General features: G+C 65.4%; 21 protein-coding genes. 13 read left to right on the top strand and 8 right to left on the bottom strand.

Annotated elements, in window-relative coordinates; translation table 11 throughout:
• Positions 1-44: 44 nt before the first annotated feature.
• The 4 genes from ABIA40_RS09645 (at position 45) to ABIA40_RS09630 (ending at position 3,363) form a co-directional block, all read left to right on the top strand.
• Complete coding sequence (locus tag ABIA40_RS09645) at positions 45-869, top strand: enoyl-CoA hydratase (RefSeq protein ID WP_404540809.1); 825 nt, start codon at positions 45-47, stop codon at positions 867-869.
• A gap of 26 nt (positions 870-895) precedes the next feature.
• On the top strand, positions 896-1,480 hold the full coding sequence (locus tag ABIA40_RS09640; RefSeq protein WP_157283523.1) for a CoA-binding protein: 585 nt from the start codon (positions 896-898) through the stop codon (positions 1,478-1,480).
• Positions 1,481-1,630: 150 nt separating this feature from the next.
• Positions 1,631-2,911: an O-acetylhomoserine aminocarboxypropyltransferase gene (locus ABIA40_RS09635; RefSeq protein ID WP_157283522.1), complete on the top strand. Its 1,281-nt coding sequence runs from the start codon at positions 1,631-1,633 to the stop codon at positions 2,909-2,911.
• Positions 2,912-3,018: 107 nt separating this feature from the next.
• Positions 3,019-3,363, top strand: a complete 345-nt coding sequence (locus ABIA40_RS09630; protein ID WP_271538049.1) for a hypothetical protein — start codon at positions 3,019-3,021, stop codon at positions 3,361-3,363.
• 19 nt (positions 3,364-3,382) lie between these two features.
• On the opposite strand, the gene ABIA40_RS09625 is transcribed toward ABIA40_RS09630, so the two are convergent.
• Positions 3,383-4,465 carry a COX15/CtaA family protein gene (locus ABIA40_RS09625; protein ID WP_271538050.1) on the bottom strand — a complete coding sequence of 361 codons (1,083 nt, stop codon included), beginning with the start codon at positions 4,463-4,465 and terminating at the stop codon, positions 3,383-3,385.
• Positions 4,466-4,575: 110 nt separating this feature from the next.
• On the opposite strand from ABIA40_RS09625, the gene ABIA40_RS09620 reads away from it, so the two are divergent.
• Positions 4,576-4,797: a DUF2842 domain-containing protein gene (locus ABIA40_RS09620; RefSeq protein ID WP_225156946.1), complete on the top strand. Its 222-nt coding sequence runs from the start codon at positions 4,576-4,578 to the stop codon at positions 4,795-4,797.
• Here the strand turns inward: ABIA40_RS09620 and ABIA40_RS09615 are convergent.
• The gene (locus tag ABIA40_RS09615) at positions 4,781-5,827 is read right to left on the bottom strand and encodes a polysaccharide deacetylase family protein (protein WP_271538051.1); all 1,047 of its coding nucleotides are present in this window, start codon (positions 5,825-5,827) and stop codon (positions 4,781-4,783) included. The genes ABIA40_RS09620 and ABIA40_RS09615 overlap by 17 nt on opposite strands.
• A gap of 128 nt (positions 5,828-5,955) precedes the next feature.
• Here ABIA40_RS09615 and ABIA40_RS09610 point away from each other — a divergent pair, with 128 nt between their 5' ends.
• The gene (locus tag ABIA40_RS09610; RefSeq protein WP_271538052.1) at positions 5,956-7,137 is read left to right on the top strand and encodes a GNAT family N-acetyltransferase; all 1,182 of its coding nucleotides are present in this window, start codon (positions 5,956-5,958) and stop codon (positions 7,135-7,137) included.
• 249 nt (positions 7,138-7,386) lie between these two features.
• Here ABIA40_RS09610 and ABIA40_RS09605 read toward each other — a convergent pair whose 3' ends face one another.
• Entirely contained in the window at positions 7,387-9,732 is a 2,346-nt protein-coding gene (locus ABIA40_RS09605; RefSeq protein ID WP_404540805.1) for a GumC family protein, read from the bottom strand.
• A 201-nt stretch (positions 9,733-9,933) separates the two neighbouring features.
• On the opposite strand from ABIA40_RS09605, the gene ABIA40_RS09600 reads away from it, so the two are divergent.
• The 3 genes from ABIA40_RS09600 (at position 9,934) to ABIA40_RS09590 (ending at position 14,068) form a co-directional block, all read left to right on the top strand.
• Complete coding sequence (locus tag ABIA40_RS09600) at positions 9,934-11,067, top strand: glycosyltransferase family 4 protein (protein WP_404540803.1); 1,134 nt, start codon at positions 9,934-9,936, stop codon at positions 11,065-11,067.
• A 116-nt stretch (positions 11,068-11,183) separates the two neighbouring features.
• The gene (locus ABIA40_RS09595; RefSeq protein ID WP_404540801.1) at positions 11,184-12,734 is read left to right on the top strand and encodes an undecaprenyl-phosphate glucose phosphotransferase; all 1,551 of its coding nucleotides are present in this window, start codon (positions 11,184-11,186) and stop codon (positions 12,732-12,734) included.
• 77 nt (positions 12,735-12,811) lie between these two features.
• On the top strand, positions 12,812-14,068 hold the full coding sequence (locus ABIA40_RS09590) for an O-antigen ligase family protein (protein ID WP_404540799.1): 1,257 nt from the start codon (positions 12,812-12,814) through the stop codon (positions 14,066-14,068).
• Here the strand turns inward: ABIA40_RS09590 and ABIA40_RS09585 are convergent.
• Positions 14,037-14,513: a MarR family winged helix-turn-helix transcriptional regulator gene (locus ABIA40_RS09585; RefSeq protein WP_404546200.1), complete on the bottom strand. Its 477-nt coding sequence runs from the start codon at positions 14,511-14,513 to the stop codon at positions 14,037-14,039. The genes ABIA40_RS09590 and ABIA40_RS09585 overlap by 32 nt on opposite strands.
• Before the next feature lie 147 nt (positions 14,514-14,660).
• Here ABIA40_RS09585 and ABIA40_RS09580 point away from each other — a divergent pair, with 147 nt between their 5' ends.
• On the top strand, positions 14,661-15,857 hold the full coding sequence (locus ABIA40_RS09580) for an FAD-dependent monooxygenase (protein WP_404540797.1): 1,197 nt from the start codon (positions 14,661-14,663) through the stop codon (positions 15,855-15,857).
• A 99-nt stretch (positions 15,858-15,956) separates the two neighbouring features.
• Here the strand turns inward: ABIA40_RS09580 and ABIA40_RS09575 are convergent, their stop codons facing one another.
• Genes ABIA40_RS09575 through ABIA40_RS09565 form a run of 3 tightly spaced genes read right to left on the bottom strand, consistent with a single transcriptional unit; the run spans position 15,957 to position 18,750 of the window.
• Positions 15,957-17,135, bottom strand: a complete 1,179-nt coding sequence (locus ABIA40_RS09575; protein ID WP_271538058.1) for a trans-acting enoyl reductase family protein — start codon at positions 17,133-17,135, stop codon at positions 15,957-15,959.
• A gap of 9 nt (positions 17,136-17,144) precedes the next feature.
• Positions 17,145-17,927, bottom strand: a complete 783-nt coding sequence (locus ABIA40_RS09570) for a DUF169 domain-containing protein (RefSeq protein ID WP_404540795.1) — start codon at positions 17,925-17,927, stop codon at positions 17,145-17,147.
• 55 nt (positions 17,928-17,982) lie between these two features.
• The gene (locus ABIA40_RS09565; RefSeq protein ID WP_036010382.1) at positions 17,983-18,750 is read right to left on the bottom strand and encodes a YdcF family protein; all 768 of its coding nucleotides are present in this window, start codon (positions 18,748-18,750) and stop codon (positions 17,983-17,985) included.
• Positions 18,751-18,918: 168 nt separating this feature from the next.
• Between ABIA40_RS09565 and ABIA40_RS09560 the strand changes: the two genes are divergently transcribed.
• The 3 genes from ABIA40_RS09560 to ABIA40_RS09550 all read left to right on the top strand — a co-directional run bounded on the left by ABIA40_RS09560 (position 18,919) and on the right by ABIA40_RS09550 (position 20,810).
• Positions 18,919-19,860, top strand: a complete 942-nt coding sequence (locus tag ABIA40_RS09560) for an acetamidase/formamidase family protein (protein ID WP_404540793.1) — start codon at positions 18,919-18,921, stop codon at positions 19,858-19,860.
• 200 nt (positions 19,861-20,060) lie between these two features.
• Complete coding sequence (locus tag ABIA40_RS09555) at positions 20,061-20,258, top strand: hypothetical protein (protein ID WP_024341172.1); 198 nt, start codon at positions 20,061-20,063, stop codon at positions 20,256-20,258.
• 75 nt (positions 20,259-20,333) lie between these two features.
• Positions 20,334-20,810: a GcrA family cell cycle regulator gene (locus ABIA40_RS09550; RefSeq protein ID WP_404540790.1), complete on the top strand. Its 477-nt coding sequence runs from the start codon at positions 20,334-20,336 to the stop codon at positions 20,808-20,810.
• A 270-nt stretch (positions 20,811-21,080) separates the two neighbouring features.
• On the opposite strand, the gene ABIA40_RS09545 is transcribed toward ABIA40_RS09550, so the two are convergent.
• Entirely contained in the window at positions 21,081-22,568 is a 1,488-nt protein-coding gene (locus ABIA40_RS09545) for a porin (protein ID WP_271538062.1), read from the bottom strand.
• Positions 22,569-22,586: the final 18 nt, after the last annotated feature.

The following is a 22,586-nucleotide window of genomic DNA, read 5'->3' as shown; positions in this document are numbered from 1 at the left end:
TATCGGTGTCATCCAATTGCAATCATTTAGCGGAAATCGCGTCAATGTCCGTTCAGGCCGCCCGCGCCCCCACCCCGCAACCGCCGATCCTGCTGCGCGAGATCGTCGGCAGCGTCGCCGTGCTCACGCTGAACCGACCAGCCGCGCGCAACAGCCTTTCCGAGGCGATGATCGGACAGCTGCATGCGAGCCTCAACGCGATCGCGGAAGACAAGCACATCCGCGCGGCCGTCATCGCGGCCAACGGCCCCGCTTTTTCCGCGGGCCACGACATAAAGGAACTGACCGCGCGCCGCACCGATCCGGATCGGGGCCGGGCTTATTTTGCGCAGATCATGACGGCCTGCAGCGCGATGATGCAGGCGGTCGTGCATCTGCCGAAGCCCGTGGTCGCGGCCGTCCAGGGCATCGCGACCGCTGCCGGCTGCCAGCTCGTCGCCAGCTGCGATCTTGCGATCGCATCGGAGGAGGCGAAGTTCGCCACACCCGGCGTCGATATCGGCCTGTTCTGCTCGACCCCGATGGTGGCGCTGTCGCGCAACGTCCCGCGCAAGCAGGCCATGGAGATGCTGCTGACGGGCGAGCCTGTCACGGCCGAACGCGCCCGCGAGATCGGGCTCGTCAACCGTGTCGTTCCCGCCGGCACCGAACTCGGCGCCGCGATCGAGCTCGCGCAACAGGTCGCGTTGAAATCCGCCTACACGATCAAGCTCGGCAAGGAGGCCTTCTACCGCCAGGCCGAGATGAGCCTTGCAGACGCCTATCGCTATGCCGCAGAGGTGATGACCGAGAACATGATGGCGCGCGACGCCGAGGAAGGCATCGGCGCCTTCATCGAGAAGCGCGCGCCGACATGGCGGGATGAATGACCCCCGCCAACAAGAAAAGATAAGTGATGAACCACGACGCCTATCCCGACAATTACATCCGCGGCATCCTCAACAGCGTGAAATCGATCGCGATGGTCGGGGCCTCGCCGGTTAACGTGCGGCCGAGCTATTTCGCGTTCAAATACCTGATGCAGCGCGGCTACGACATGATCCCGGTCAATCCCGGCCATGTCGGCAAGGAGCTGCTCGGCAAGCCGTTCGTCGCGTCACTGTCGGACATCGGCCGTCCCGTCGACATGATCGACATCTTCCGCAACTCCAGCCACATCATGCCCGTCGTCGAGGAGGCGCTCACGCTCGACCCGCTGCCGAAGGTGATCTGGATGCAGCTCGGCGCGCGCGACGACGCGGCAGCGGCGAAAGCGGAATCAGTCGGGATCAAGGTGGTCATGAACCGCTGTCCCAAGATCGAATATGGCCGCCTGTCGTCAGAAATCTCCTGGATGGGCGTGAATTCGCGCACGCTCAGTTCCAAGCGCGCGCCGGTGCCGACGCAGGGCATGCGGCTGTCCCTCAATCGGATGAGTGTCGGCGGTGGCGACACCGCCGCATCGGACCGCGCCGCGAAGAACAAGAGCGAGCAAAGCTGACGCGATTGCGAAGGCTTCGTTTCGCAAACGCGACAATGCGCAGCACGATCGTTCCCAAAATGATTCCGATGTGACGCCGCGCCTTGACGGCGGGCACGGCGCCGATCAGCATGCCGCGCGAATTTCAGGCCACAAGAACAGGACGCCCAAATGAGCGATCGCCTTCCGGGATTTTCAACGCTCGCCGTGCATGCCGGTGCACAGCCCGACCCCACCACCGGCGCGCGCGCGACTCCGATATATCAAACGACCTCTTTCGTCTTCAACGATGCCGACCACGCCGCCTCGCTGTTCGGCCTGCAGGCGTTCGGCAACATCTATACCCGCATCGGCAATCCCACCAATGCGGTGCTGGAAGAACGCGTCGCCGCGCTCGAAGGCGGCACGGCCGCGCTCGCGGTCGCTTCCGGCCATGCCGCGCAGGTCGTGGTGCTGCAGCAGCTGCTTCAACCCGGCGACGAATTCATCGCCGCGCGAAAGCTCTATGGCGGCTCGATCAACCAGTTCACGCACGCCTTCAAGAGCTTTGGCTGGAACGTGGTGTGGGCCGATCCCGACGATATCGCGAGCTTCGAGCGTGCGGTGACGCCGCGCACGAAAGCGATCTTCATCGAGTCCATCGCCAACCCCGCCGGCAGCATCACCGACATCGAGGCGATCTCGACCGTGGCGCGCAAGGCGGGCGTGCCGCTGATCGTCGACAACACGCTAGCCTCGCCCTATCTGATCCGCCCGATCGATCATGGCGCTGACATCGTCGTGCACTCGCTGACGAAATTCCTGGGCGGCCACGGCAATTCCCTCGGCGGCATCATCGTCGATGCCGGCACCTTCGACTGGTCCACGGGCGGCAAGTACCCCATGCTCTCGGAGCCGCGCCCGGAATATCACGGCATCCGCCTCCAGGAGACGTTTGGCAATTTCGCCTTCGCAATCGCCTGCCGCGTGCTCGGCCTGCGCGACCTCGGCCCGGCGCTGTCGCCGTTCAACGCCTTCATGATCCTGACCGGCATCGAGACGCTGCCCCTGCGCATGCAGAAGCACTGCGACAATGCCAAGGCCGTTGCCGAATACCTCGCGGGACATCCGGCGGTGGCCTCGGTGAGCTATGCCGGGCTGCCGAGCGACAAGTACAATCAGCTCGCGCGCAAATACGCGCCGCGGGGCGCCGGCGCGGTGTTCACCTTCAGCCTGAAGGGCGGCTACGACGCCGGCGTCAGCCTGGTCTCGAAGCTGCAGCTGTTCTCGCACCTCGCCAATGTCGGCGACACCCGCTCGCTGGTGATCCATCCGGCCTCGACCACGCACAGCCAGCTCGACGATGCCGCCAAGATCAAGTCCGGCGCCGGCCCGGACGTGGTCCGGATCTCGGTCGGCATCGAGGACAAGGAGGACCTGATCGCGGATCTGGAACAGGCGCTGGGGGCGTAGCGCCTGGGAACGACGGCGGCCGTTTTGGCCGCCGCCGGTTAACCCTCATTAACCATATCTGCCCCATACGTCGTGCTTGGATCGCCCCTTTTGATTCGGAGCCGACGATGCTGCGCTGGATGGTGCCCGCCCTGGCTGTGATGCTGACGGCCTCGGCGGCCATTGCCGCCGATCTGCCGGCGACGCCGAAGCGGCGCGCGGCCGGGCCGCCGCAGGAACCACCTCAGGTCTATGTCGAAACCGATCCGGATGCGCTGATCTCGCCGGCCTACGGCATCGGCAGCTACATCCGCAACCTGCCGGGCACGCCGCTGCTGCCGGGCTCCCACACCTTGCCCGGCTATTACGGCCGCCCCTGGAGCTACGATTATCAGGGCGCCTATTACGGCGGGAAACAGGTCGATTATTTCTGGCGCCTGCCCTATGCGTGCGGCGTCTACGGCTATTGCTGATCAGCCGGGCTGATGGTGATCAGCCGGGCTGACCCACGGGGACCGCGCGCGGCTGCGCCTGCGCCGACTGCCGTGACGCCAGCCGCTCCACCTGCACCACTGCCAGCGTCAACACCACGATCGCAACCGCCTGATGGGTCAGCGCGAGATCGATCGGCACCTGGTTGAGCAGCGTGAGGATGCCGAGCACCGCCTGCACGCTCACCGCCGCGAACAGCCACAACGCGCCGCTCGCTGCCGCACCTGCACGCGAGCGCACCGCGTCGATCGCATGCAGCAGCGCCAGCACGATCAACACGTAGGCGGTCATGCGATGCTCGAACTGCACCGTCAGCACATTGTCGAACATGTTGCGCCACCACGGCGTCTCGAACCACAACCGTTCCGCCGAGGGGATGAGCGCCCCATCAATCTCAGGCCAGGTGTTGTAGGCCCGCCCGGCCCGCAGGCCCGCGACCAGCGCACCGAAATAGATCTGCACGAAGGTCACCACGAGCAGCACCGCGCTCGTGAACCGTAGCCGCGCGGACGCCGCGATCTGAGGTCGCTGCTCGAGCCGCCGCACCGTCCAGACGATACCGGCGAAGATCAGGAGCGCGAGCGAAAGATGCGTCGCCAGCCGATATTGCGACACCTCGGTGCGTTCCGTCAGGCCCGAAGCCACCATCCACCAGCCGACCGCGCCCTGGAGGCCGCCGAGCGCGAACAGCAGCCACAGCCTGCGCTTCAGCTCAATCGACAATCCGCCGCGCCAGAGGAAGAACAGGAACGGCAGCAGATAGGCGACGCCGATGAAACGGCCGAGCAGCCGGTGGCTCCACTCCCACCAGAAGATCGTCTTGAACTCGGACAGGCTCATGCCTGAATTGAGCTCGCGATATTGCGGGATCTTCTTGTAGGCCTCGAACGCCTCGGCCCATGCCGCTTCCGACAGCGGCGGAACACTGCCCGTGACCGGTTTCCATTCGACGATCGACAGGCCCGATTCCGTCAGCCGTGTCGCGCCGCCGACCAGCACCATCAACGCGATCAGCGCGGCCACACAGATAAGCCACCAGCGCACGGCGCGATGCGGCTCGGATGGGGCGGAATTCGTCGTCATTTCAAGGACAAAACCAAGCCCGTGGCGAAGAGACTTGAACCGGATTGCGTGCCCCTTATAGTCCCCCGCTCCCGCAGCGCAAGTAACGCGAAAGCCTTAAAGTTCCCGCCATGACGATCCGCACCCGCAAGTTCCTCGGCGCCATCCTGCTGCTGGTGCTGGCCACCGTTTGGGCCCTGCTCGGCATGGCGGTGGCGCAGATGCCGTGGATCGCCGAATCCGGCTGGCGGCAGGCGATCTACTACGTCGTGGTCGGCATGGGCTGGGTGCTGCCGGCGATGCCGATCGTGAGCTGGATGCAGCGGCCCGATCGCCTCAGGTCTGGCTCGTAGCGCTCCCGGTCGGCCGCACCGGCGCAAAGGCGGCGCCCGACACCAGCACGCGCAGCATCCGCAGCGAGCGCACGCGCCCGTCCCAGGAGATCCGCGGCAGCGCGCGCAAGTTCGTGCGTCCCTCCGCCTCCACGATGCCCGGGATCGTCGAGGCCGCGCTGGCGAAGCCCGCCTGCTCTGCCATCACGACGTGGCTGCGCCGGAACGAAGCGCGGTCGCCGAACGGATAGGCGAAATGCCTGATCTCGCGCTGGAAGGCCGATTCCGCCACGGCCTTGCCCATCGTCATCTCGCGCAGTGCGGCCGCGTCCTTCATGTTGGCCAGCATCGGATAGTTCACCGTTGCGCTGCCGATCGTCACGAGCGGATCGCCGGCGAGCCTGGCGAGGTCCTCCCAATCCATCGACGCCTCGCGCGAGAGCGCAGCGAGGTCGATCCGATAGCGCGTACAGAGATCGGCGATCGCTGCCGACACATCCGCCGGCGGCAGCGAGCGCAGCCAGCTCTCCAGATGCGAGAACAGCGCCTGCTTTCCGGCCTTGTCGGCCACCGTGAAGCGCTGCTCCTTCTCGCCCATCATCAGGTCGATGCGGCTCTCGCGCGCAATCACCTGCTCCAGCCCGAGCCACCAGGCCTCGCCGACCCCGTCGGGAAAAGCGGTCGGCACATAGATCGTGAATGGCACGGCGTGACGCGCCAGCACCGGATAGGCGAAGCTGATGAGATCCTTGCCGGCGCCATCGAAGGTCAGCGCCACGAAGCGCCGCTTCTCCGGCAGCGTCACCGCACGCCGGCAGACCTCGTCCATGCCGAGGAAATCGTAGTTCCACCGCTTCAGCGCGCGGATGGCGCGGTCGAGGAATTGTGCCGTGATCTCGTGCTCGCGCAGCGGCTGAAATCCGCGCCGCCGCGGCCGCACGTAGCGGAAGCGCAGGATGGCGCCGGCACCGCGACTACGCAGCGCGGCCTGGCCGGTGAACCAGGCCAGCTCGAGGCGCAGCCGTTCCAGCCATCTGTCGTCGGAAGCCAAAATCCCACCCTTCGCGCGCGCCGGCGGTCAGTTCCCTCGCCCAAGTCATTACCCTTTGTTGACCTTTGTTTGCAAAGGTCGGCCACGGGCCGAAGTACGTATTTTCGATTTCTCGACAGGTTTCGCGAATGACCATGGCTGCGGCGATGCAAAGCCGGACGGCAGAAGCGCCAGCGCGGTCGAGAGCGAGCCGTATCGCACAGGTCGACATCGTCACCGATCTCGCTGAGGCCGAGGCGGTCTGGCGCGGCTTCGAGGCCAGTGGCCATCTTTTCACGCCCTACCAGCGCTTCGATCTGCTCGATCCGTGGCAGCGGCTGGTCGGCGCCCGTGAAGGTGCCCGGCCGTTCATCGTGATCGCCCGCGACGCCGATCGCCGCCCGCTCCTGCTGCTGCCGCTCTCGCTGCGGCAGGGCCACGGCGTGCGCACCGCCGGCTTCATGGGCGGCAAGCACACCACCTTCAACATGGGCCTTTGGAACGCCGAGTTCGCAGCCGAGGCCGCCAGCGCCGATCTCGATGCACTGCTTGCGCCGCTCGGCGAGCACGCCGACGTGCTCGCACTGACACAGCAGCCCGAGCGCTGGCACGACCAGCAAAACCCGTTTGCAGCCCTGCCGCGGCAGCGCCCGATCAACGGCTGTCCGCGACTGGTGATGGAGCCGGACGGCCCGCCGGCATCGCGGATCAGCAATTCCCTCCGCCGCCGCCTCAAGAGCAAGGAGAAGAAGCTTCAGTCCCTCGCCGGCTACCGCTATCACCTGGCGACGTCGGACGCAGACGTCATTCGCCTGCTGGATTGGTTCTTCCGTGTCAAGCCGGCGCGGATGGCGGAGCAGAAGCTGCCGAACGTCTTCTCCGAACCCGGCGTCGAGCAATTCGTCCGCAGCGCCTGCCTCGCGCCGCGCGGCGAAGGTCACGTGATCGACATCCATGCGCTCGAATGCGACGAGGAGGTGATCGCGATCTTCGCCGGCGTCGCCGACGGCGAGCGCTTCTCGATGATGTTCAACACCTACACGATGTCCGAGCACGCCCGCTACAGCCCCGGCCTGATCCTGATGCGCTACATCATCGACCGCTACGGCGAGCGCGGCTACCGCTCGCTCGACCTCGGCATCGGCTCGGACGATTACAAGCGGATGTTCTGCAAGGACGACGAGGAGATCTTCGACAGCTTCGTGCCCCTGACCTCGCGCGGCAGGCTCGCGGCGATGGCGATGTCCTCGCTCAGCCACGGCAAGCGGCTGGTGAAGCAGAACCAGATGCTGTTCGACATGGCCCGCCGGCTGCGGCAGGCGTTCGGGTAAGACCTCTCCACCAGCGAGCCTTGCACCCTCCCCTGGAGGGCCCTGGAGGGGGAGGGTCGTTACGCATGCAGCGAAGCGAAATGCGTAACGGGGTGGGGTGACGGTCCCTCCACATCCAACAGTGCCCGAGTGGAGAGATCACCCCACCCCGCTCGCGCTGCGCGCGATCGACCCTCCCCCTCCAGGGGAGGGTAAGAGCAGCACCAATTTCACTCAGTCTCTCGAACGCCCGGCAGCGGCGTCCCTCACCTACGCCGCGACAACGCGCGGCGTCTCGGCGGCATCGGACGGCTGCACCGGCTTGCTCAGCATCGCCACCGCGCTGAAGCCGACGGCTCTCAGCTGCTCGCACATCTGCGCGCGCGCATCCGGTGCCATCGCGGCGTCGGGCACCACGACGGCGCGGGCATGCGCCGTCAACAGCTCGGCCGGAAGGTCGGAGGCGCTGCCGGCATCGATCAGCACGTGGTCGTAAGCCCGCAGCAGCGCGTCGATCGCGAGTGCGACGCGCGGCGATTGCAGCAGGCTGCGGTCGAAGCCGGGACGGCCGGCCATCACCAGATGCAGCCGCGACAGCTTGTCCCGGGTGATGACTTGCGCGAACGAGGCCTCGCCCTGCATCAGCTCGGCAAGGCCGGGAGCCTGCGCATCGGCGGAGACTGCGGCAATGGTCGGCGAGGAGGCGGCGAGATCGACCACGACGACGCGTGCATCGCGCGCCAGGTTCCGCGCCAGCGTCAGCGTCGACAGCGTGATGGCTTCGCCGGGCGCCGTGCCGAGCACCGTGACCTTCTTGGCCGCAGTGCCTGCGGCACGCAGTTCGTCGGCCAGACGTTCGATCTCGGCGAATTCGCTCGTATCCAAATCGGCCGTTATCTCCGGCTGCAGCGGCGCGGGCTCCGCCAACATCGGATCCAACATTGGTTCGCCGCCCCTGTCGACCACGGGTTCGATGGCCCGCTGAACGACCAGCGGCTCCTCGCGCACCGGCGCCGGCGCAGAGCTCATCGCCGCGCCCGGCGCGGTCTGTCGCAGCAGCTCGCCGGTGACGACGACGCCGGACGAGAGCAGCAGCGTTGCGATCGTCGCGATCAGCACGATCGGCAGCTTCTTCGGATAGGCCGGCGTGTTCGAGACGATGGCGCGCGAGATGATGCGGCCGTCGGTCGGCGCGGTGTCGATGGTCTCGCGGGTGTTGGCCTCGCGGTACTTGGCGAGATAGGTCTCGAGCAGATCGCGCTGCGCCTTGGCTTCCCGCTCCAGCGCGCGGAGCTGGACGTCCTGGCCGTTGGTGGAGGCCGCCTGCTTCTTGAGCTGCTCGAGACTCACGGTGAGGCCATCGACCCGGCCGCTGGCGATGCGGGCGTCGTTCTCGAGCGAGCGCGAGATCTTGGCGGCTTCATCGCGGATCTGATTGTCGAGGTCGCCGAGCTGCGCCTTCAGCTCCTTGATCCGGGGATGATTGCCGAGCAGCGTCGACGATTGCTCGGCGAGCTGGGCGCGCAGCGTGACCCTCTGCTCCGACAGCCGGCGCATCAATTCGGAGTTTACGACCTCGGATGCCTCGATCGGCTTGCCGCTCTGGAGCATCTCCTTGATCAGCCGTGCCTTGGATTCCGCATCCGCCTTCATCGAGCGCGCATTGTTGAGCTGGGTGTTGACCTCGCCCATCTGCTGGTTCGACAGCGTGGTGTTGTTGGTACCGATGAACAGGCTGGACTTTGAACGGAAGTCCTCGACCCTGGCTTCGGCGTCCGAGACCTTCTTGCGCAAACTCTCGATCTCGCCGGCCAGCCATTGACTGGCGTTCTTGGCCTGCTCCTGGCGCGCCCCCTGCTGCAGCACGAGATAGCCGTCTGCGATCGAGTTGGCGACGCGCGCGGCAAGCTCGGGATCGGCGGACTGGAATTCGACCACGATCACGCGCGACTTGTCGACGGCGTAGGCCTGAAGGCGTTCGTAATAGGAATCGAGCACGCGCTCTTCCGGCGTCATCGCGAACGGATCGCGGACGATGCCGACGAGCGCGGCAAGCGACTTGAGCGGCGAGATGCCCTGCAGCACCGGATCGAATTCGGGGCGCTCGGCGAGCTTGTTCTTCTTGATGATCTCGCGCGCCAGATCGCGCGATAGCACCAGCTGCACCTGGCTGGTGACGGCCTCGGCATCGAGCGCCTGCCGCTCCTCGGTGCGGTCGCTGTTCGGACGCAGGAACACGTTCTCGCGGCCGTCGATCAGAATCCGGGTTTCAGATTTGTAGCGCGGCGTGACGAGATTGACGATGGCGAGCGAGGCAACGAGCGCCAGCACCGTCGGCACGATGACCCAGCCGCGCTTGCGCGCCAGGGCCGCACCGAGCGCGTGCAGGTCGATGTCGCCGGATTCGACCTGCCCAGGCTTGGCGATGACGGGAGCGGACTTCGCTGCGGGCTTCGCTTCGATCTTGGCCTCAACCTTGGCTTCGATCTTCTCGGCCTTCGCTTCGCGCTTTTCAGCCTTCGTTTCGCTCTTGGGCGCAGCTTCGCCTTTGGACTTCGCGACGGCCCGCGCGATCACAGCCTTGTCCTTGCCGGCACGCCAGAACGCTAAACGCATCGAACACTCCCGCAGGGCAACGCTGCGACTCTACCTCAACCGGGGCGATTACACTCCATTAAGGTTGCCGCTGGGTTAATCGCCACGACACGCGCCTTGCGCGCGCCGAGCCGTCACCGTTTGTTAACCACGAGGCCCCTTAATCCATCTCGATTATTTCGTGAGAATTGTTCGGCAGTCGCCGTCGAGCTGGTTTTGATCATGCCCCCCTCTCCCGACCGGCCGCTTCGCATCCTTCACGCCGTGCGCGCTCCGGTCGGCGGGATCTTCCGCCACATCCTCGACGTCGCCAACGGCCAGGTCGACCGCGGCCATCATGTCGGCATCCTCGCCGACAGCCTCACCGGCGGCGAGCGCGCCGACAAGGCGCTGACCGAGCTTGCGCCGCGCCTGAAGCTCGGCGTCCACCGCATGGCGATCCGCCGCGAGCCGTCGCCCGACGACGTCCTGGTATGGCTCCGCATGCGGCGGCTCATCGCCACGCTCAAGCCCGACGTGCTGCACGGTCACGGCGCCAAGGCCGGTGCCTTCATCCGCATGCGGCGGCGCTCGGACGACACGATCCGGATCTACACCCCGCATGGCGGCTCGCTGCACTATCCGCTCAACACCTTCAAAGGCGAATTCTACGCACGGCTCGAACGCGCGCTGATGGACTCGACGGACCTGTTTCTGTTCGAGAGCGCCTTTGCCCGCGACACCTATCAGCGCATCGTCGGCACGCCCAAGGGCGTGGTGCACTGCGTTTTCAATGGCGTGACGCCGGAGGAATTCGAGCCGGTCGTCACCGCCGAGGATGCGACCGACCTCTGCTATGTCGGCGAGTTCAGGCACATCAAGGGCGCCGACCTGCTGGTCGATGCTGTGGCGCGCCTGCACGAGGGCGGCAAGAAGGTGACGCTCACGCTCGGCGGCGACGGCGAGGAGACGGCCGCGCTGAAAGCACAGGTCGAGCGGCTCGGCCTGGCGAGCGCCATCCGCTTCATCGGTCACGTCAAGGCGCGCTACGGCTTCTCCAAGGGGCGGCTGCTCGTCGTCCCCTCGCGCGGCGATTCCATGCCTTACGTCGTGATCGAGGCCGGCGCCGCGGGCATTCCGATGATCGCATCCAAGATCGGCGGCATTCCCGAGATCCTGGGCGTCGACAGCCCCGCGCTGTTCGCGCCCAGCGATCCCGAGGCCATGGCGGAGGCGATCGCCGCAGCGCTGGACGATCCGCAAACGACCGCGCAACGGGCACTCTCCTTGCGCGAGCGTATCTCGGCGCACTTTTCGCAAGCCGCGATGGTCGAGGGCGTGCTCGCCGGCTATCGCGACGCATTTGCCAATCATTAACCATCCTTAAGCCAGCTTTAGAAAATCTTCCGATTTGTTCGATAATCGAAGCGCCAGGGGATGCTTGCCCGGGCGCGCAAGGCCGTGCCGCGGGTCTGGAATGGACGTGAACGCCCGTGGAACCGCTCAACGCACGCTCGATGCTCGATGCCGCGGCCAACGCTGCGGCAAAGCCTGCTGACCAGCCCTTCGTGGAGCGCCGTCGCCGGCTCTCGCCTGCCGCGCTCGACGTCGTCAACCAGAAGGTCGCCCGCGCCTATTCGCCGATCGTGATCGCCGGCTTCGTGCGCCTTGCCGATTTCGCGCTGCTGAGCCTCGTCGGCATCGCAATCTATCTCGGCTACGTCATGCCGCTCGCGGGGGCGTTCAGCTGGATCTATCCGGCCGAGGTCATCGCCGTCGCCATCGCCGCCGTGGTCTGCTTCCAGGCCGCCGACATCTACCAGGTGCAGCTGTTCCGTGGTCAGCTCCGGCAGATGACGCGGATGATCTCGTCCTGGTCGTTCGTCTTCCTGCTCTTCATCGGCATCTCCTTCTTCGCCAAGTTCGGCAGCGAAATTTCGCGGCTGTGGCTCGCCGCCTTCTACTTCCTCGGACTCGCCGCGTTGATTGCCGAGCGCCTGGTGCTGCGCGCGCTGGTCCGCGCCTGGGCGCGCCAGGGCCGGCTCGACCGCCGCACCATCATCGTCGGATCCGACAGCAACGGCGAGGAACTGGTCGAGGCGCTGAAGGCGCAGGAGGATTCCGACATCCACGTGCTCGGCGTGTTCGACGACCGCAACGACAGCCGCGCGCTCGACACCTGCGCCGGCGCGCGCAAGCTCGGCAAGGTCGACGACATCGTCGAGTTCGCCCGCCGCACCCGCGTCGACCTCGTGCTGTTCGCGCTGCCGATCTCGGCGGAGACGCGCATCCTGGAGATGCTGAAGAAGCTCTGGGTGCTGCCGGTCGATATCCGCCTCTCCGCGCACACCAACAAGCTGCGCTTCCGGCCCCGCTCCTATTCCTATCTCGGCGAGGTGCCGACGCTCGACGTGTTCGAGGCGCCGATCACCGATTGGGACCTGGTGATGAAATGGCTGTTCGACCGTATTGTCGGCAGCCTTGCGCTGCTCGCAGCCCTGCCGGTGATGGCGTTGGTTGCGCTCGCCGTGAAGCTCGACAGCCCCGGCCCGGTGCTGTTCCGACAGAAGCGGTTCGGCTTCAACAACGAGCGCATCGACGTCTACAAGTTCCGCTCGATGTACCACCATCAGGCCGACCCGACCGCCTCGAAGGTGGTGACCAAGAACGATCCGCGCGTCACCCGCGTCGGCCGCTTCATCCGCAAGACCAGCCTGGACGAACTGCCGCAGCTCTTCAACGTGGTGTTTTCAGGCAATCTGTCGCTGGTCGGCCCGCGCCCGCATGCGGTGCAGGGCAAGCTGCAGAGCCGGCTGTTCGACGAAGCCGTGGACGGCTATTTCGCCCGCCACCGCGTCAAGCCGGGCATCACCGGTTGGGCCCAGATCAACGGCTGGCGCGGCGAGATCGACAACGAAGAGAAGATCCAGAAGCGCGTCGAGTTTGACCTCTATTACATCGAGAACTGGTCGGTGCTGTTCGACCTCGTCATTCTCCTGAAGACGCCGGTCTCGCTGCTGACCAAGAACGAGAACGCGTATTGAGTTGAGTTTCTCTGTCATGGCCCGCGAAGGCAGGGCGATGACGGCGTTGTGTGGCGTGCGAGTAGCGTGAGCGTTTGATGGCGTATGCGGCGACAGCCGGTGGAGTGAACGCAGCCGCAACGGCCGCGCCCGGCGTGCTGGCGTTGCAGCGCACGCTGGTGTGGCTGGTCGGCGCCTCTGGCGCCATCGTCTTCATCGAGCCGAGCCCTTACGAGATCGCGACGCTGCTCGCGACCGTCACCTTTTTCGCCACCGGCCTGCGCCTGCGTCTCGTGCTGATGCCGCTGCTGTTGATGCTGATCCTGCTCAATGTCGGCTACACCATCAGCGCGATTCCGCTGTACCAGCGGACCGAGGTGGTGAGCTGGATCGCGACCTCCTGGTACATGGCGGTGACCGTATTGTTCTTCGCCATGGTCATCTCCGAGGACACCGAGGCCCGGCTCGACATGCTGCGCCGCGGCCTCGTGGTCGGCGCGATGATTGCCGCGCTGCTGGCGATCGCCGGCTACTTCCACCTGGTTCCCGGCGGCAACGACCTTCTGACGCTCTACGGCCGCGCACGCGGCACCTTCAAGGACCCGAACGTGCTCGGCGCATACCTGATTTTGCCGGCGCTGTTCGCGCTTCAGAGCGTGGTCTCCGATAAAATGGCCAAGGCATTCCGCAACGTCATCGCCTTCGGCATCATGTCGCTGGCGATCCTGCTCGCCTTCTCGCGTGCGGCCTGGGGCGGCCTGGTGCTGACCTCCGCCTTCATGCTGGCGCTGATGGTGCTGACCAGCCGCACCAATGCGCAACGCTCGCGCATCGTCATCATGGCGATCGTCGCCGCGGTGCTCGGCCTCGCGCTGATCGCCGTGCTGCTGTCGCTCGACTCCACGGCGGAGATGTTCAAGCAGCGCGCGAGCTTCGGCCAGAGCTATGACGAAGGCCGCTTCGGCCGGTTCGGCCGGCACATCCTGGGTGCGGAGATGGCGCTCGATCTGCCGTTCGGCATCGGTCCACTGCAATTCAACCGCTACTTCCCCGAGGACACCCACAACTCCTACCTCAACGCCTTCATGTCCGGCGGCTGGCTCTCCGGCGTGTGCTATCCCGCGCTGGTCTTCACCACCGTCATCATGGGTTTCCGCCACGTCTTCATCCGTGTGCCGTGGCAGCGCGCCTACCTCGCGGTCTTTTCCGCCTTCCTCGGCACCGTCGGCGAAAGCTTCGTGATCGACACCGACCACTGGCGGCACTTCTGGATGATGCTAGGCGCAGTGTGGGGGATGATCGCAGCCGCGCAAGCCTACAAGCTCAGGTCCGGCGAGGACGCTTCTTCAGCTTGAGATCCGGCCGCTTTTCCGGCGGCGTGTCGAGCAGACCTTTCAGGGCCTCGGTCGCCGCGAGCGTGCCCTTGTATGCTTCATTGGAGAAGCGAAGCAGCAGCCGCAATTCCTCGTCGGAATAGCCGTTGCAGACATTCTCCATCGCCTCCTGCATCGGCACGTAATACTGGCCGAGGCCGGCGATCGCCTCCGGCACGACCGCGATGAAGACCTTGCGACGATCCTTCTCGTCTCTTTCGCGCCGCACCAGGCCCGCCTTTTCGAGCCGGTCGACAACACCGGTGATGGCACCGGTGGTTAGGCCGGTGACGTCGGCGAGCCGCCCTGCCGTGACGCGGCCTTCGAGATACAGGATGTCCATGCATTCGAGATCGGAATTGGCAATTCCGGCAACGTTGGCAACGGTCTGTCCGTAGAGCACGCCCTGCGCGGAGGACCTGCGCATGGCGTCCTCGAGCTCCTGCAGCAGCGCAGCGCGCGCCTTCGTCCTTGACAAGGCCCACCTCATCTCTTAGGCGATATATATCTTAGCAACTAAGATAATTAGTGACCGTAATTTCTCCTAGCACCACGGAAACGTCGGGAGCAAGCCATGTCCCATCCTCGCCGCAAGGCCCTGATCATCGGCGCCGGAATCGCCGGGCCCGTCGCCGGGGTGCTGCTCCGCCGCGCCGGCATCGAGTCCGCTATCTACGAGGCCTGGCCCTATTCGAAGGGCATCGGCGGCGGCCTGCAGATCGCACCGAACGGCATGCATGTCCTGAACGAGATCGGGCTGGCGAAGCAGCTGATCGACCGCGGCTCGGTCGCGGAAGCCTTCAACTTCTATTCGCAGGGCGGCGAGAAGCTCGGCTCGATCAACCGCGACCTGGCGCGGCGCTTCGGCCAGCCGGCCGTCAACATCGCGCGCGCCACGCTGAACGAGATCCTGATCGACAAGGCATGGTGCGCCTCTGTCTCGCTCTATTTCGAGAAGCGCCTGATCAAGATCGAGGATCGCGGCGACCAGCCGATCATCGCCTACTTCGCCGACGGCACCACCGCCGAAGGCGACTTCCTGATCGGCGCCGACGGCGTGCACTCGGTCGTGCGCCGCCAGGTCGTGCCTGACGGCCCGCAGCCGTTCGACACCGGCCTGATCGGCTTCGGCGGCTTCGTGCCGCATGCCGTGCTCGACGGCAGATCCATCGGCCAGCACGTCGAAACGACCTTCGGCCAGAGCGGCTTCTTCGGCTATGGCTATTGCAGCTCCGATCCGAAAGACGGCGTGATGTGGTGGAGCACGCAGCCGGCGCACGGCATGGACGCGGCGACGTTCCGCGCGCTCGACCATGCGACGCTGAAGCAGCATCTGCGCGGCGTCCATCACGGCTGGCATGATCCGATCCCCGCCATCATCGAAGCGGCCGAGAACATCGTGGTCACCGACACGCTCGACGTCGCGACCCTGCCGGCCTGGTCGCGCAAGCGTTCGCTCTTGATCGGCGATGCCGCGCACGCGACCAGCCCCCATGCCGGCCAGGGCGCCTCGCTGGCGCTGGAGGACGCGATGCGATTTGCTCGGCTGATGCAGGAGGGCCAGGAGCTCGGCGCCACCTTCCAGGCCTTCGAGGCCGAGCGCCGCCCGCGCACCGAGAAGATCGTCGCGATCGCCCGCCGCAACGGCAACAGCAAGCGCGAGTTCAGCGCCACCGGCGCCTGGATGCGCAATCAGATGCTGAAATGGCTGCTGCCGCTGGGCGCCAAGGGCATGGACTTCATGTACGCGTATGATGCCAGGGCGGCGTGACAGAGACGGTGCCGTAGGGTGGGCAAAGCGCAGCGTGCCCACCACTGAGAGATGGTGGGCACGGCGCGTTGCGCCTTTGCCCATCCTACGAGAGCCGACCTAGCTCTCCACCCCAAACGTCAGCCCGGCATTGTCCTGCAGCCGTTTGATCAGCTTGTGCTGCATCGCCGCGCCTGGCGTCCAGAAGCCGGCGGGAACGTCGCTCGCATCGCGCAGCAGGCAGATCGCGCATTCGGAGATCATCTTCGAGGTCGAGCCGTAGCCGGGATCGCGGTCGCCGGTGACGCCGGCGCGGACCATGCGGCCGTCGGGGGCGATCGCGACATAGAGCAGGTTGAACAGGCCGTTCTCCCGCTCCTCTTTCGACGGGCCCTCGCCCGGCTTCGGCGCGTTCGGCCCGGTCTTCTCGGCATTGGCTGCCATCACGCGCTTGGCGTTGGCCTCGCCCTTCTCGCCGGGACCGGTCAGCACCATCTCGTCGTAGACGAAGTCCTTCCCGTAGGGAAAGCCCATCAGCATGTTGGAGCGATGGACGTTGCGGGTGTTGATCAGAGCCATCATGAACGGCGCGGCCCAGGATTGCAGGTCCTCTTCGAAGACCGCCCTGTTGCCCTTGGGCTGTTTCGGGCCGGTGAAATCAGGTGTCAGCGCGAAGTGGTCGTTGAGGATGGCGACGAGGCTGAGGTCCTTGGCGACGGCATCGAAGGTCGCCTTCGCGCTCGCCGCGGTGCCGCCTGACAACGTGCCGCGCATGTCGCGCACGCGGCCCTTCACACGTGGTGCCGGCGCGCCGAACACGCGCTTTGCCTCCTCCTGCACGAAGAAGGTGCCGAGCTCGAACGGCACGGAATCATAGCCGCAGGAGAACACGATGCGCGCGCCGCTCGCCTTGGCCGCCGCCTCGTACTTGTCGATCATCTGCCGCATCCACACCGGCTCGCCGCAAAGATCGAAATAATCGACGCCCGCAGCGACGCAGGCAGCGAGCAGATCCTCGCCGTAGAACTGGTAGGGACCGACGGTCGTGATCACCGATTTGGTCTGCGCCACCATCGCCTTCAGCGACGCCGCATCCGACGCATCCGCCACGATCAGCCGCGTGTCGGCCGGCGCGCCGATGGCGTCACGCACCGATGTCAGCTTGTCGAGGCTGCGGCCCGCCATCGCCCATTTGAGCGCCTTGTCGTCCTTGTAATGCGCCGCCAGATATTCGGCGACGAGCTGGCCGGTGAAGCCGGTCGCGCCGTAGACGACGATGTCGAATTTCGCAGAGCTCATGATCGGCCTTTACTTCTTCGCGTAGCTCACGCCCATGCCGGCACGGACGTCGCTTTGAATGCCATAGGGCGGGATCGGATAGCGCAGGCCGTTCTTCGCCAGCGCCTTCATGCCCTCGATCGCCCTGGCGAGATGCGAGGGCTGCAAGGCCATCAGCATCTCCTCGTCCGGCACGCCGCCATAGCGCCGTTCGGCATAGCATGGCAAGGACAGGCTGGGCTCCCCGGTCTTGAGCGCCCGCCCCCAGGAATCCGCGCAGGCAGTCTCGCCGACCACGCCCCATTCGAACTTCTTGTAGCCGGTATATTGCAGCCCGTTGATCAGGATGATCATCTGCCCCGGCGTCGCATAGACGAGGCAGATATCGGGCGGATCGAGCCGGCCGCTGGCGAGCGGGCTGACGGCGAGCGCCTGATAGTGCCCGAACGGAACCACGTCCAGCGCCGCCTGGCGCTTGCGCGCGTCCTCCGCCGTGCCGTGCCAGACCCCGACATAGTTTTCGCCGGCGAGCCATTTCTCGTCCTGCGGCGCAAGACCGATCACCGCACGGCATTGGCTACCCACGAGATCGTCGGCGGTGATGCCGACGGTCCAGCCCAGGCGCGCGGCCATGCTGACGATCTGGTCGGTGGTGTGAATTGCGTTCGGGCGGCGGATCTTCGGGATCGCCTCCATCTCCGCGATGCTCGCGAACAATTTCATGCCGATCACGTTCGTCTTCAGCCGCAGCAGGCTGTTGAGATCGGCGACGAGGCCGGCAAGGTCGATCCTGTCCGTACTCTGCTGTTGCATGGCTTCCTCCGCGCCGGCGATGGTGCGCCGCGTATTCTTGTTTTGCGGCTTTGTTCTAGTCCCTGCCCGGTCCCGGAAGCAACTCGGAGATCCTGCCCATCAGACGGTAAGCGGTAAGACCGATCCACTCGCGCACCGCAACTTCGGTTCGTCTCAAGCCGTCCGCGCCCATATTGGTGAAGGAGAATAGATCCTCACGTCCCCCCATCCGCCAGTCCACCGGATAGGCCTCGACGTCAAATCCGGCCTTGCGGAAGATTCCCATCGAGCGCGGCATATGGAAGGCCGACGTCACCAGGAGCCAGCGCTCGCCGGGCTTTGGTGATACCAATTGCTTGGTGAAGATCGCATTCTCCCAGGTGTTGCGGGAGTTACGCTCGAGGATCAGGCGGTCCTTCGCGATGCCGAGATTCTCCAGGATCGGCGCGGAATAGTCGGCCTCCCTGGCCTCGCTCGATACCAGGTTCGCGGAGCCTCCGGTGAAGACGATGCGCGCATTGGGGTAGCGGCGCGCAAGCTCGGCCGGCGCAAACAGACGATCGGCCGCGTGCGCGACGACCGGCGTGCGATGCGCCGCCGACAGATCGGTGTCGACCGAGCCGCCGAGCACGATGATGCCGTCGGGCGCGCCGCGCGAGGCGTCCCACGCCGGGAAGCGCGACTCCAGCGGGTAGATCAGGAGATTGCCGAGCGGCGAGAACGCCGCGAGCGCCAGCAGCACCAGCGTGGTCACGGCAAGCCGGCGGCCAAACGCGGCAAAGCGCGTCGCCATCAGCACGACAGACACAATTCCGAGCTCGACCAGAAGATTGATCGGCAGCAGCGCGACGCCGATGGTCTTTGAGAGAGCGAAAAACAGAGGAGCCTCGCTGGAATGATCGTGCCTGCCATGCGCGGGCTTGGCCGGCCCGGCCTTGTTCGGAAATCCTTCTTGAAAGAGGATCGATCGCCGGGTCAAGCCCGGACCGATCAAACCAACCGGACGCGGCAAATGACCCATCATCACCTGCATTCCAGCCCTGAAACCTGCCATTGGGGCTTCTTCGAAGCCGCACTCAAGCCCGTCCTCACCGTGGCCAGCGGCGACGAGGTCACGGTCGACACCATCAGCGGTGGTCCCGACATGCTGCCTGATCGCGACAGGTTTCACATTCCGCCCGAGATGCACCAGGTTCATGCCAGAAACGAGCGCATGCTGCCGGGCCACATCCTCACCGGTCCGATCGCGGTCGAAGGGGCCGAGCCCGGCGACGTGCTCGCGGTCGAGATCCTCGACGTGCAGCTCCGGCAGGATTGGGGCTGGAACATGATCAAGCCGCTGTCCGGCACCCTGCCCGACGATTTCCACGAGACGCGGATCCTGAACATTCCGCTCGACCGTACCAGGATGGTCGGCCGCATGCCGTGGGGCCTCGACCTGCCGCTGAAGCCGTTCTTCGGCGTGATGGGCGTATCGCCGCCGCCAGCCTGGGGCCGCATCTCCTCGCTGATTCCGCGCGCGATGGGCGGCAATCTCGACAACAAGGAGCTCGGCGCAGGTGCGACGCTATATCTGCCGGTATTCGTGCGAGGGGCAATGTTCTCCTGCGGCGACGGCCATGGCGTGCAGGGCGACGGCGAGGTCTGCGTCACCGCAATCGAGACCGCGCTGCAGGGCCGCTTCCGCCTGACGCTGCGCAAGGACCTGAAGCTCGACTACCCCCGCGCCGAGACGCCGACGCATTACATGACCATGGCGATGGACCCCGATCTCGACCAGTGCGTGGTGCGCGCGCTGCGCGACATGATCGCGCTGCTCGGCGAGACGCGAAATCTGTCGCGCGAGGACGCCTACACGCTGTGCAGCCTCGCCGCCGATCTCCGGGTGACCCAGACCGTCAACGGCGCCAAAGGCATCCATTGCATAATCGAAAAGGCGATCGTGCACGGCTGAGCCGGGCCGCCCCTTCCCGACCGATTGACGACCCCCGCCGCCCGGTCTACCGCGCGGCGCGCTGAGTCGTGGGTAATTTCCCGTGCGATTCCAACATGCTGAGCGTCACGCACAGCCTGCATTTGACTTCCGCCCCCGAACCTAAATAGAGTCTTAATCGTTACTTTTATGTATCCGAGTAAGAGGCTAGCGTTCGGGCCATGGCCACCGAAAAAGCCGAGACTGACCGCATTCCCGTAACCTTGGCGCTCTCGACCATCGCGTATCTGGAGAAGCTGGTGAGACAGGGCACCCACGGCACCAGCGTTCCCGGCGTCGCACGGACATTGATCGAGGAAGGCATCCGTCTCGCCATCAAGGACGGTCTTCTGTCGATCCGCGACAATGGCAGGACGTGAGCGCGCTCGGTACGTGAGGCGGACGGATCTCGAGACCGCGGATGGCCGACATCTGCAACCTGGGATCGCCGACAAATGCCTGTTCTCTCACCGACCTGGACCGACGAACGAATCGAACTCCTGAAGCAGCACTTCGAGGCCGGCCTCTCCTGTCGCGAGATCGCCGCCGACATCGGCGTCACCCGCAACGCGGTGATCGGCAAATTGTCGCGGCTCAATCTGACGCGCGGCCGGACGGTCGACGACCGCAAGGTCCAGGACAGAGGCCTGGCGCCGGCGCGGATGCGCAAGGCTGTGCCGCGGCTGCAATACGAGATGCTCGCCACGCTCTATGGCGAGACCGATGCGCCGGTGGTTGCCGGCCCGATCGACGAGGCCAACCGCTGCTCGCTGCTGGAGCTGTCGGAGAATCGTTGCCGCTGGCCGATCTCGACGCCGGGCGCAGACGATTTCTGCTTCTGCGGCAACACGGCGCCGGACGGCCACCCCTATTGCGTCGGCCACAGCCGCCTCGCCTACCGGCCGCCGGCGCGCACCCGCGTGATACGCTGACGTTGCGCGCATCTGGACAACAAAAAACCTCCGGCGGGGCATCGCCGGAGGTTTCTGGAGGCTTAGCATGAAGCTAAGAGCCGCAACTTTCGTATTTGGCTGAGAGCTATATAGCTTAGTAACTCAGGTAAGTAAATAAGCTTGATGCATTCGAATCGCATGGCTCGCCTTCGTGTTCCGCATCAGCCATTCGATTTTCCGAAACTATGCCCATGAAAAAACCCGGCGGTTTCCCGCCGGGGTTCTCCGATCGATTTGCGCGATCGATGGTCAGAAGTTGCGCTGAGCGCGCAGCAGCATGCTCACCGAATCCTGGTCCTTCAGCTCGTACACGGCCGCCGGCTTCGCAGCCGAGGGAATGCCCGGGCTGTTGATGGCGCCAGAGTACTTCTGGTCCAGACGCGACCAGCTGAGGTCGGCCGTGAACGCCAGGCCCTTGACCGGGGTCCACACGGTGTTCACACCCACCACCGCGAAGTTGAAGTCCGGATTACAGGTCGAACCGGCCACGGCGATCGCGGCGAAGTTGGTGCAGATCAGGCCTTTGCCCGTCGTGCCGTACCTCAGCTGAGCATAGCCGCCGTAGATGGCGCTGGCCCAGTTCGGGCTCCAGTTGTGGGTATAGCCACCACGGAAGCCCCAGGTCTTGACGGTGTCGATACCGGTACCGGTTCCGAACACGCCGTCGGCGACACCGGCGAACCCGGTGCTCTGATAGGCGCCGTTGCCGCTGCCGCTGAACATGAAGAAGCTCTGCGGGAACAGGCTCTGGAAGTTGTAGCGGGTCGCACCGTCCGTGTAGACGGCCTGCAGGTTGATGACGTCACCCGCGCCGGTCGGGATGTTCTTGATCGACAAGGCGCCCTGCACGGCCCAGCCCCACTTGTCGGAGGGATGACCGGAGACTTCAGTCGCGCCGTAATAGGCTGAATGCAGCTCATGGGCCGCGACCGAGATCTGCGCCAGACCCCAGGCCTGGTCGACACGAACCTGACCGATCACCTCGGGCATGCGCGTGCCGCCCCAAGCGCTGGCGCCATAGACGCCGGTCACGAACTGCGCCGCCGTACCCGACGACACGTTCCAGAGGTTCGACTGACCATTGTTCGCCGACGTCTCGTCCTGCAGCGCGAACGAAGCAGTGATGCCCTGGCCGAAGTCGGCCGTGTAGGCAACCTGGTTCACGCCGTTGACGTGGTTGGAGCCGCCCGGAATGGTATCGGGGCCGCCCGCCGGATAGCTCTGCCAAGGAGCGTCGAAGATCGAGACCGTGCGGCCGAAGGTGAAGCCGGCGAACTGGATGAACGCATGGTAGAGACCGAGCGAAGCCGAACTGGTCGAGAACGCCGAGGGATTGCTGCCAGTGACGTTCGTGGAGTCATAGCTGACGACGAGGTCGGCGTAGGTACGAACGACGCCGTATTCGGTCGCCGTGCGGGTATCGATGTTGAAGTCCAGACGAGCGCGGGTGTAATAGTAGTTGGTCAGACGGTTGTTGGACCCGCCGTTCACACTGCTCGAGCTGTTCCTGAAGCCATAGTCGCCGCCGCCGCCGAGAAGCATGTCGGCGCGGACGTAACCACCGAGCTTGATGCAGGTATCGGTGCCCGGCATGTAGTAGAAACCTGCGCCGTAGAGCGAGCAGATCTTCACGTACTCGACCGCCTTGGCCTTGACCGGAAGATCAGCTGCCTGAGCTCCACCAACGGCGATCAATCCCGCCGCAGTGCCGAGCAAAAGGCTCTTCACCACTTTCATTTAAAACCTCCAAGTTGC

It is taken from the genome of Bradyrhizobium sp. USDA 223, assembly GCF_044909005.1.
Taxonomy (GTDB): domain Bacteria; phylum Pseudomonadota; class Alphaproteobacteria; order Rhizobiales; family Xanthobacteraceae; genus Bradyrhizobium; species Bradyrhizobium yuanmingense.
This window is presented reverse-complemented; position numbering and strand designations above follow the sequence as displayed.

What these genes read in the sequence shown, in the direction of transcription:
- ABIA40_RS09645 (WP_404540809.1), top strand. Translation starts at nt 45, where the DNA reads ATGTCCGTTCAGGCCGCCCGCGCCCCCACCCCGCAACCGCCGATCCTG.
- ABIA40_RS09640 (WP_157283523.1), top strand. Translation starts at nt 896, where the DNA reads ATGAACCACGACGCCTATCCCGACAATTACATCCGCGGCATCCTCAAC.
- ABIA40_RS09635 (WP_157283522.1), top strand. Translation starts at nt 1,631, where the DNA reads ATGAGCGATCGCCTTCCGGGATTTTCAACGCTCGCCGTGCATGCCGGT.
- ABIA40_RS09630 (WP_271538049.1), top strand. Translation starts at nt 3,019, where the DNA reads ATGCTGCGCTGGATGGTGCCCGCCCTGGCTGTGATGCTGACGGCCTCG.
- ABIA40_RS09625 (WP_271538050.1), bottom strand. Translation starts at nt 4,465, where the DNA reads ATGACGACGAATTCCGCCCCATCCGAGCCGCATCGCGCCGTGCGCTGG.
- ABIA40_RS09620 (WP_225156946.1), top strand. Translation starts at nt 4,576, where the DNA reads ATGACGATCCGCACCCGCAAGTTCCTCGGCGCCATCCTGCTGCTGGTG.
- ABIA40_RS09610 (WP_271538052.1), top strand. Translation starts at nt 5,956, where the DNA reads ATGACCATGGCTGCGGCGATGCAAAGCCGGACGGCAGAAGCGCCAGCG.
- ABIA40_RS09605 (WP_404540805.1), bottom strand. Translation starts at nt 9,732, where the DNA reads ATGCGTTTAGCGTTCTGGCGTGCCGGCAAGGACAAGGCTGTGATCGCG.
- ABIA40_RS09600 (WP_404540803.1), top strand. Translation starts at nt 9,934, where the DNA reads ATGCCCCCCTCTCCCGACCGGCCGCTTCGCATCCTTCACGCCGTGCGC.
- ABIA40_RS09590 (WP_404540799.1), top strand. Translation starts at nt 12,812, where the DNA reads ATGGCGTATGCGGCGACAGCCGGTGGAGTGAACGCAGCCGCAACGGCC.
- ABIA40_RS09585 (WP_404546200.1), bottom strand. Translation starts at nt 14,513, where the DNA reads ATGCGCAGGTCCTCCGCGCAGGGCGTGCTCTACGGACAGACCGTTGCC.
- ABIA40_RS09580 (WP_404540797.1), top strand. Translation starts at nt 14,661, where the DNA reads ATGTCCCATCCTCGCCGCAAGGCCCTGATCATCGGCGCCGGAATCGCC.
- ABIA40_RS09575 (WP_271538058.1), bottom strand. Translation starts at nt 17,135, where the DNA reads ATGAGCTCTGCGAAATTCGACATCGTCGTCTACGGCGCGACCGGCTTC.
- ABIA40_RS09570 (WP_404540795.1), bottom strand. Translation starts at nt 17,927, where the DNA reads ATGCAACAGCAGAGTACGGACAGGATCGACCTTGCCGGCCTCGTCGCC.
- ABIA40_RS09560 (WP_404540793.1), top strand. Translation starts at nt 18,919, where the DNA reads ATGACCCATCATCACCTGCATTCCAGCCCTGAAACCTGCCATTGGGGC.
- ABIA40_RS09555 (WP_024341172.1), top strand. Translation starts at nt 20,061, where the DNA reads ATGGCCACCGAAAAAGCCGAGACTGACCGCATTCCCGTAACCTTGGCG.
- ABIA40_RS09550 (WP_404540790.1), top strand. Translation starts at nt 20,334, where the DNA reads ATGCCTGTTCTCTCACCGACCTGGACCGACGAACGAATCGAACTCCTG.
- ABIA40_RS09545 (WP_271538062.1), bottom strand. Translation starts at nt 22,568, where the DNA reads ATGAAAGTGGTGAAGAGCCTTTTGCTCGGCACTGCGGCGGGATTGATC.